At 43.7% G+C, this 9,153-nt stretch carries 10 protein-coding genes; all 10 read left to right on the forward strand.

The window, feature by feature from the left end:
• The 10 genes from rpsT (at position 1) to B3180_RS09785 (ending at position 9,095) form a co-directional block, all read left to right on the forward strand.
• Positions 1-261: a 30S ribosomal protein S20 gene (gene rpsT / locus B3180_RS09740; protein ID WP_054486760.1), complete on the forward strand. Its 261-nt coding sequence runs from the start codon at positions 1-3 to the stop codon at positions 259-261.
• A gap of 198 nt (positions 262-459) precedes the next feature.
• Complete coding sequence (locus B3180_RS09745) at positions 460-1,650, forward strand: UDP-N-acetylglucosamine 4,6-dehydratase (RefSeq protein WP_278358313.1); 1,191 nt, start codon at positions 460-462, stop codon at positions 1,648-1,650.
• Positions 1,651-1,659: 9 nt separating this feature from the next.
• On the forward strand, positions 1,660-2,823 hold the full coding sequence (locus B3180_RS09750) for a LegC family aminotransferase (RefSeq protein WP_278358312.1): 1,164 nt from the start codon (positions 1,660-1,662) through the stop codon (positions 2,821-2,823).
• Complete coding sequence (gene neuC, locus B3180_RS09755) at positions 2,820-3,968, forward strand: UDP-N-acetylglucosamine 2-epimerase (RefSeq protein WP_278358311.1); 1,149 nt, start codon at positions 2,820-2,822, stop codon at positions 3,966-3,968. The genes B3180_RS09750 and neuC overlap by 4 nt, the downstream gene beginning before the upstream one ends.
• On the forward strand, positions 3,965-5,038 hold the full coding sequence (neuB, locus tag B3180_RS09760; protein WP_278358310.1) for an N-acetylneuraminate synthase: 1,074 nt from the start codon (positions 3,965-3,967) through the stop codon (positions 5,036-5,038). The genes neuC and neuB overlap by 4 nt, the downstream gene beginning before the upstream one ends.
• Positions 5,031-5,678: an acetyltransferase gene (locus B3180_RS09765; protein WP_278358309.1), complete on the forward strand. Its 648-nt coding sequence runs from the start codon at positions 5,031-5,033 to the stop codon at positions 5,676-5,678. The genes neuB and B3180_RS09765 overlap by 8 nt, the downstream gene beginning before the upstream one ends.
• A complete protein-coding gene (locus tag B3180_RS09770; RefSeq protein WP_271331613.1) occupies positions 5,675-6,727 on the forward strand; it encodes a nucleotidyltransferase family protein in 1,053 nt (350 codons plus the stop codon). The genes B3180_RS09765 and B3180_RS09770 overlap by 4 nt, the downstream gene beginning before the upstream one ends.
• A 1-nt stretch (position 6,728) precedes the next feature.
• The gene (locus tag B3180_RS09775; protein WP_278358308.1) at positions 6,729-7,682 is read left to right on the forward strand and encodes a Gfo/Idh/MocA family protein; all 954 of its coding nucleotides are present in this window, start codon (positions 6,729-6,731) and stop codon (positions 7,680-7,682) included.
• Positions 7,675-8,367: a cytidylyltransferase domain-containing protein gene (locus B3180_RS09780; RefSeq protein ID WP_271331615.1), complete on the forward strand. Its 693-nt coding sequence runs from the start codon at positions 7,675-7,677 to the stop codon at positions 8,365-8,367. The genes B3180_RS09775 and B3180_RS09780 overlap by 8 nt, the downstream gene beginning before the upstream one ends.
• Positions 8,367-9,095 (forward strand): oxidoreductase, encoded by a 729-nt coding sequence (locus tag B3180_RS09785; RefSeq protein ID WP_286844278.1) that lies wholly within the window; start codon positions 8,367-8,369, stop codon positions 9,093-9,095. The genes B3180_RS09780 and B3180_RS09785 overlap by 1 nt, the downstream gene beginning before the upstream one ends.
• The last annotated feature ends 58 nt before the right edge of the window (positions 9,096-9,153 follow it).

Genomic DNA, 9,153 nt, shown 5'->3' on the forward strand with positions numbered 1-9,153 from the left:
TTGGCTAACATTAAGTCTGCTAAAAAGCGTGCGATTCAGGCCGAGAAAAATCGCCGCCACAATGCAAGCCGTCGTTCAATGATGCGTACTTACCTTAAACGTGTAATCGCAGCTATTGAAAAGAAAGACAAAGATGCAGCAAACACTGCAATGAAAGACGTAACCCCAATGCTGGACAGTTACGCAACTAAAGGTCTTATCAGCAAAAACAAAGCGGCACGTCATAAGAGCCGTTTGAATGCTAAGATCAAAGCACTGTAAGAAGAATTACTGACCTGGGCTTAGGCGCAGGGAAAGAAAAGCCGGCTTTTGAGCCGGTTTTTTTGTTTTTGTTAAAACAGGACGAAACGAGTAACCATTATCCCTTAAATACCCCCACTTCAAATTGCATTAACTCAAGACATAGCATACTCTGCCGATTACAATCTATAACCAATTCAGACTCATAAAATACATAACGTGGATAATATTTTATCGTTAATTGGTCGCGATCGAGAGCTGTTCTCTGGCGATATCCAACATCACGAAATGGAACTTTGCGAACAAGTTTCTTCTTCCAGCTTCCTTGTTTTAGGTGGCGCAGGTTCAATTGGCCAGGCGGTCGTTAAAGAAATCTTTAAACGCTCTCCTAAACGGCTTCATGTCGTTGATATTAGTGAAAACAACTTAGTTGAGCTGGTCAGAGATGTCCGTAGCTCGCTGGGCTATATCAATGGCGACTTTAAAACCTTTGCTCTGGATATTGGCTCATTGGAGTTCGAAGCTTTAATGAACCACTACGGGCAGTATGATTATGTCCTCAATTTATCGGCTTTAAAGCATGTTCGTAGCGAAAAAGATCCATTCACATTAATGCGGATGCTCGACGTTAATATCTTCAATACCGACAAAAGCATTGAACACGCGATTAAACATGGCAGCCAAAAGTATTTTTGTGTTTCAACCGACAAAGCAGCGAACCCAGTCAACATGATGGGAGCGTCAAAGCGAATCATGGAAATGTTCTTAATGAGGCGCAGTGAACAAGTGGATATATCAACAGCTCGTTTCGCCAATGTCGCATTTTCTGATGGCTCGCTCTTGCATGGTTTTAACCAACGTATTCAGAAAAGGCAGCCGATTGTTGCGCCCAACGATATTAAACGCTACTTCGTTACTCCGAAAGAGTCAGGCGAATTGTGCCTTATGTCCTGTATTTTCGGCGAAAACAGAGACATCTTTTTCCCAAAGCTGAGTGAAGCTCTGCACTTGATTACTTTTTCTGAAATTGCCGAGAAATACTTAGAGCAAAGAGGCTTAGAACCCGTACTTTGTCAGTCAGAAGATGAAGCAAGAGCGCTGGCTTTAACATTACCAGAAAAAGGCCAGTGGCCATGCCTTTTTACGGGAAGTGACACCACCGGAGAAAAAGGCTTTGAAGAGTTTTTCACTCACGATGAAACTATCGAAATGGAACGCTTTCGCAATATCGGTGTGGTTAAAAATGAGCTGAATTATTCATCTGACTTACTGAAAAACTTTGAACACGAAATCCTTAAACTCAAGCAGTCAAAATGCTGGAATAAACAGGATATCATTGATCTCTTTTGTACTTTGCTGCCAAACTTTGATCATAAAGAAACTGGCAAGTACCTCGACGGTAAAATGTGAATTAGCCTTATGTCACCAACGACATCTCAACTCAGCGAGTTTATCCGGTCACTCTACCAGACCAATGAGTTTATTCCCTTGCACGCGCCAACCTTTGGCCAACGGGAAAAACGAAATGTTCTCGACACGATAGAAAGCACCTTTGTTTCCAGCGTCGGTGAATACGTCACTAGTTTTGAGAACCAAGTGGAGGCTTTTACCGGAGCTCATAGAGCAATAGCAACAGTCAATGGTACCGCAGCTCTTCACGCCGCTTTGTATATGGCGGGTGTTCAGAGCGGTGATTATGTCATTACTCAGGCATTGACGTTTGTCGCAACCTGCAATGCAATTCATCACATGGGTGCTGAGCCAATTTTTATCGATGTGGCTTATCAGACCATGGGAATGTGCCCTATAGCACTTGAATCCTTTCTTGAAGAACATGCAATAACAGATGAACAAAATTGCATTCATAAAACGTCTAAGCGAAAAATCCGTGCCTGCGTTCCTATGCATACTTTTGGGCACCCGGTTCAGTTAGATGAATTACTGGCTATATGTAACAAGTGGAACATCGAGCTGGTAGAAGATGCAGCTGAGAGTTTAGGCTCATTTTATAAGGGGCAGCACACTGGAACTAAAGCTCGTTTTTCAGCACTGAGCTTTAACGGCAACAAAATTATTACCACTGGCGGCGGTGGTATGCTGCTGTGTGCCGATGAAACCGAAGGTCATAGAGCAAAGCACATAACCACAACAGCTAAGGCTGCTCATCCCTACGAGTTCTATCATGACGAACCGGGCTTTAATTACCGAATGCCAAACCTTAATGCAGCTTTAGGTTGCGCACAAATGAGTCACCTGGAAACATTTATTGAGAAAAAACGTGAACTTGCAGAACAATACAAGGCGTTCTTTAAAAGCTCCAGTTTCCAGTTTATCGATGAACCTTCAGAGTGTCGCTCCAACTTTTGGTTAAATGCTATTTTGTGTGAGCATAGTGACCTGCGCAATACTGTCATTGAAGAACAAAATAACGCTGGGATTATGTGTCGTCCAGCATGGCATTTAATGAATAGACTTCCCATGTTCGAGCGTTGCCCACGTGGTAAGCTGACGGTATCAGAGGATATACAATCCCGTTTGGTGAATATACCAAGTTCACCCATTTTAAAGAGGGGTGACCAATGAAGGTGACCGTTTTTACCGGAACCCGGGCTGATTACGGACTTTTATACTGGCTGCTTCGCGATTTATGTGAAGACCCAGCATTTCATTTGCAGGTTATAGCGTCTGGTTCGCACTTATCACCGGAATTCGGTTATACCGCGAAGCACATCGAACAAGATGGCTTTAAAATTGATGAGAAAGTCGAAATGCTGCTCTCCTCAGATACAGCACAGGGTACCGTTAAAAGCCTTGGCATGGGTATTATCGGTTACGCCGATGCCTTAACCAGACTACAGCCTGATGTTGTGGTTATTCTGGGTGATCGTTATGAAGCTTTAGGAATAGCCCAGTCTGCTATGTTAATGCGAATACCGATACTGCATATTCACGGTGGTGAAATTACCGAAGGTGCCTATGATGACGCCATTCGCCATGCCATTACCAAGTTAAGTTATCTGCATGCTACCGCAACAGAAAAATACCGACAGCGAGTCATTCAGCTCGGTGAAACACCGGAGCGTGTTTTTAATGTCGGTGCACTCGGCTTAGATCACATAGCACGCACAGAACTGCTAGACCACAAAGAGCTTGCCGAATCCCTTGGCTTTGAGTTGCGCAAGGACTTTTTCGTTGTCACATACCACCCGGTAACATTAGCTGACGAACCGCCGGTTGAAACTTTCAGAAACTTGACTCAAGCTCTGGATAACTATCCTGAGTTTGACGTCATTTTCACTTACCCGAATGCTGATGATGGCGGACGACAAATTATTCCGCTGATTGAGCAATATGCAGATGCAAATGAAAATCGCGTTATAGCCATTCCATCATTAGGTCAGCAGCGTTACTTAAGCGCTATTAAACATGCCAGTGCAGTAATCGGAAACTCTTCGAGTGGAATTATCGAGGTTCCCTCTTTCAATACACCGACTGTCAATATAGGTCAGCGCCAGTTGGGTCGCTTAGCAGCGAAAAGTGTCCTTCATTGCGAATGTTCATACGATGCTATCGTCAACGCAATAGATAAAGCAGTTACTACGGAGATCGGTGAAAATATCAATAACCCATACGGACAAGGCAACGCCAGCCGTAAAATCATTGACATTCTTAAGTCTGCTAATTTGAATAGAACGAAGACTTTTTACGATACTGGAGAGAGCCAATGACCCTAATTATTGCAGAAGCTGGGGTTAATCATAATGGCGACCCGGAACTGGCCAGAGAGCTAATAAAAGCAGCCAGAGATGCGGGAGCTGATATCGTTAAATTTCAAACTTTTAAAGCCGACAAACTGGTGACTAAAGAAGCTCAGCAAGCAAACTACCAAACTGAAAACACCGGCAAGAAAGAAAGCCAGTATGACATGCTTAAACGACTCGAGTTACCGCCTGAGTTACATTATGAACTGGTGGCGTACAGCAACGAATTGGGAATAGAATTCCTTTCTACCGCGTTTGATGATGAGAGCCTTAATTTTCTAGTCAATGACTTAGGGCTAAAACGTCTGAAAGTGCCATCAGGCGAGATAACCAATGCGCCTTTTTTGCTGGCCCACGCGCGAACGCAATGTGACTTAGTTGTTTCTACCGGTATGGCAACCCTGGCTGAAATAGAAACCGCATTGGCCATTATTGCCTTTGGCTATCTCGATAAAACAACAGAAAAACCTGCACTAACAGATTTTGAAGCCGCTTATGCCTCTTCTGAAGGGCAACGAGTGCTGCAGGACAAAGTCACTATTTTGCACTGTACCACTGAGTATCCCGCGCCTTTCGATGAGATAAACTTAAACGCAATGGATACGATTCATCAGGCGTTCAAGCTTCCTGTTGGATACTCTGATCATAGCGACGGTATTATTATTCCCATTGCCGCAGCGGCAAAAGGCGCACGCATTATCGAAAAGCATTTCACTCTGGATCGCCATTTAGAGGGTCCCGATCACAAAGCGTCACTGGAACCTGAACAGTTGAAGCAAATGGTGACGTCAATTAGGACGATAGAGAAAGCGCTTGGTGACGGTATAAAACGCCCGACAAAAAGTGAGATTAACAATAAACCGATTGCTCGCAGAAGCTTAGTCGCGGCACGTAGACTAAAAGCAGGACAAGTCATTACTAAAGAAGATATCGCCGTAAAAAGACCTGGCGGAGGACTCTCCCCAATTTACTACTGGCATATTCAGGGCAAAATTTGTAAACAGAATTATGAAGCTGGAGAACTCATTTTTGAGTGATAAGAAAGTTTTACTCGTTGGAGCAGGTGGCCACGCCAGTGTCTGCCTGGACCTATGCATCCGAAACAATATTTCCTTGTTTGCGGTGGTTTCTCCTGAACATCCCGGTGCTGCTTTTAAGCAACTACAGTGGCTCCAAAGCGACAACGATGTATTAACCTTTGACACAAATGATATCGTTCTAATTAATGGCCTGGGCAGCCTCCCCTACGATCACAAAAGGCAGGAGATATATCAGTTTTTTGCAACAAGGGGATACGATTTTATGTCAATAAACGATCCCTCTGCCATTATTTCTGATAATGCAACGTTAAACACTGGTGTACAGGTTCTCCCCCGAGCAATTATTAACTCAGGAGCTTTAATTAAAGAGAACAGTATTATCAACTCCGGGGCTATTATTGAGCACGATGTAACAGTTGGACAGAATTGTCATATCGCGCCTGGCGCTAATCTATCAGGCGGTGTTAATGTTGGAAATAACGTGCACATTGGTACAGGTGCAAACATCATTCAGGGGCTCACTATCGGTCATAACTCTATTATTGCTGCTGGTGCGACAGTGAATAAATCGATACCCGATAACCATATAGTTTACGCTCCAAAAATGACCGTTACGCCAATAAAGGAAAAGCGATGAGTTACCGTTGGCATAATATTTTATTGAAATCTAATCAGAGCATTCTTGAAGCACTCAAAGTAATCGATAATGCAGCTTTAAGAATTGCGTTAGTCATTGATGATACTGAACACTTAGTCGGTGTAGTAACTGATGGTGATATTCGTCGACATTTAATAAAAGGTGTCGGTCTCGATGCTCCGGTCGAGCATGTTATGAATAAAACGCCCGTAACCGCTCCCAAAAATGTCACCAGAAAAGACGCCGTTAAACTCATGGAGTCCAAGGGGCTATTAGCAATACCTTTGGTTGAAAAAGGAAAGGTTGTTGGGCTGGAAACACTCAACAAAACCGGTTCAGGCAGAACCTATGAAAACCCGGTTTTTATAATGGCCGGAGGCTTTGGTACCCGCTTACGCCCGCTAACCGATAACTGCCCCAAACCTCTGCTTAAAGTGGGTGACAAACCGATACTGGAAATTGTCCTCAACAGCTTTATTCGCTCTGGGTTTAAAAACTTTTATATTTCCACTCATTATTTACCTGAAATGATTAAGGATTACTTTGGCGATGGCTCAAAGTGGAAAGTGAATATTACTTACGTACATGAAAAAGAGCCCCTGGGAACCGGCGGTGCTTTAGGGTTATTGCCTAATGATGTCCCCGACCTCCCTTTATTCTTAATAAATGGCGACGTCCTGACCAATGTCGATTTTGAAAAAGTCTTAGAGTTTCATAACAAGCAAAAGGCTCATGCCACTATGTGCGTCAGGGACTACGAATATCAAGTACCCTTCGGTGTCATTCAGGGACAAGACAATAAAGTCATTAACATGCAAGAAAAACCAGTAGAGCACTACTTTATTAACGCTGGTATTTATATTGTCAGCCCGGAACTAAGACGATCGGTTTCCAAGAACCGATACATCGATATGCCCTCACTACTTGAGTCATCCATTGAACAAGAAAAGGATGTTGTCATGTATCCGGTACGTGAGTACTGGCTGGATATAGGCCGTATTGAGGACTACAAACGAGCGCAGCTCGATATTATCAACCTGGATTTATAATATGAAGAAAGCGGCAGTTATTGGTTGCGGTAATATCGGGCAACGCCATATGCGTAATATCAAAAATTTGTTCCCTAAAGCGACGGTCTGCGCTATCCGTTCCGGTAGTGGCAACACATCGTGCCCGGCAGATGCCGATCTTCTAATTACGCTTGACGAACTGGATTCCTCTTTTGAGCTTGCTGTTGTCGCTTCACCCGCCAATTTCCATGTGGCGCATGCCAGCCATTGTCTTAATTTAAATATACCGACACTAATCGAAAAGCCGCTGGCGCAAGACTATACCCAGGGGCTGCATTTCTCCGACTCGTTGAGCTTAAGTAAGAATAAGTTAGCCGGCGTCGCCTATTGTTTGAGATACCTGCCTTCTGCTCAATTTATGAAACAGCTAATTGAGCAAAAGCAACTAGGCCAGATATACAACGTTAACGCAGAAGTCGGTCAGTACCTACCAGACTGGCGTCCCGGCACCGATTACAGTCAATCGGTATCGGCACGTTCAGACTTAGGCGGCGGAGCACTGAACGAACTGAGCCACGAACTTGATTACATCAACTGGCTGTTCGGAGTCGATCAGGTTTTGTCTGCTTCACTACGTCGTTCGCATGAGCTAAATACCAATGTTGAAGAAATAGTCGATGCCCAGATAAAGCTAAAGAATGACGCGCTAGCTACGATCCATCTCGACTTCTTACAAAAAAGACCTCATCGAAAATGCACTATCATTGCCGAAAAAGCGCGAATTGAGTGGGACTTGATAGCCAACACCATTACTCAATTTGATGCTGACGGCGTTACGATACTCTTTGATGACAGCAAGTACGACAAGAACAATATGTATCTGGATATGCTCATTGACTTCACCGCTCAAAAGCAAAACACGGTTAGCCTAAACGAAGGACTTGAGGTTTTACACATCATTCAACGTATTAGAGAGCGCGCCCAAAATGTCTAAAACTATTGCTTTCGTCTTTGCACGAGGGGGCTCTAAAGGGCTTCCTGGAAAAAATATCAAGCCACTGTGTAATAAACCTTTAATTCAATATTCAATTGATTGCGCTCAGACTAGCGAGCTTATTGATGACATCTATGTATCAACTGATGATGTCGATATCGCTCATGTTGCACGCAAAGGCGGAGCTAAAGTTATTGACCGTCCAAAAGAACTTGCCACTGATGACAGTCCGGAGTGGCTATCCTGGCAGCATGCCATAACCTGGGTGACGCAGCATACGGGAGCTTTCGAAACATTTGTCAGTCTGCCGGCAACAAGTCCCTTAACGACTGTTGCTGATGTTAATTCAGCTATCTCCCGACTAAAACAGTCCGATGCGGATATCTGTCTATCGGTTACACCCTCTAATCATCATCCCAGTTTTAATATGGTCACGTTAGATGATGAGCAATATGCGAGCTTAATGTTTAACTCAGATAGCAAAGTTATTCGACGCCAGGATGCGCCTAAAGCTTACAACATAACAACCTGTGTTTATGCAGCAACGACTGATTTTGTGTTGAGCGCAAAAGGACTCTTTGACGGTAAAGCCACCGCAATAGAAGTGCCCAGAGAGCGGGCCGTTGATATTGATGATATTATCGATTTTAAATTTGCAGAGCTGTTAATGACGGAGCAAACCTAATGCTGTCAGGAAAAACAATCTTAGTGCTGGGGGCAAAAGGCCTTATTGGTCAGGAAGTAGTGCAACATATTATGAAGAAAAATGGGCACGTTATCGCTGCTGATGTCACTTCTGATGAAACGGCTTCTACTAATATTACTACCCATGTCTGTGACATCACTTCGGAAACCGATATAGAGCAATTACTTAATCAGTACCCTGATATTGATGGTATCGTAAATTGCGCTTACCCAAGAAATAGTCAATATGGTACCGATGCGCTGGAAGTCTCCTCCTCCTCATTCAATGAAAATGTCGCTATCCAGTTGGGCTCCTGTTTTAGCCTGTTAAAACACGCAGCAAGACACTTCAAGTCACAACAAAAACCACTATCGGTTGTACTTTTAAGCTCTATTTATGGCATTAAAGCTCCGGATTTCTCCATTTACGAAGGAACATCAATGACGATGCCGGTAGAGTATGCAGCGGTTAAGTCGGGATTAATTCATCTGGCCAAGTACTTTGCCAAATACATTAATGACTCGAACTTCCGTGTGAACTGTGTGTCTCCCGGCGGCATTGAAAATGGTCAACCTGCACCATTATTAAGCGCCTATAAAGATAGAACTCTCGGCCACGGAATGCTGAGCGCTAAAGACATTTGCGGAAGCATTACTTTTTTACTATCGGACGAGGCTAACTATATCAACGGAACCAATTTGACCATTGACGATGGCTTTACCTTATAACCGAATATCACAGAGGGTTCGCCAGTCTTCGTGGAAAGTCTGTTTTACTTCCTGTAAA

Origin of the sequence: Idiomarina sp. UBA4206 (assembly GCF_002383015.1) — a bacterium.
GTDB lineage: Bacteria > Pseudomonadota > Gammaproteobacteria > Enterobacterales > Alteromonadaceae > Idiomarina > Idiomarina abyssalis.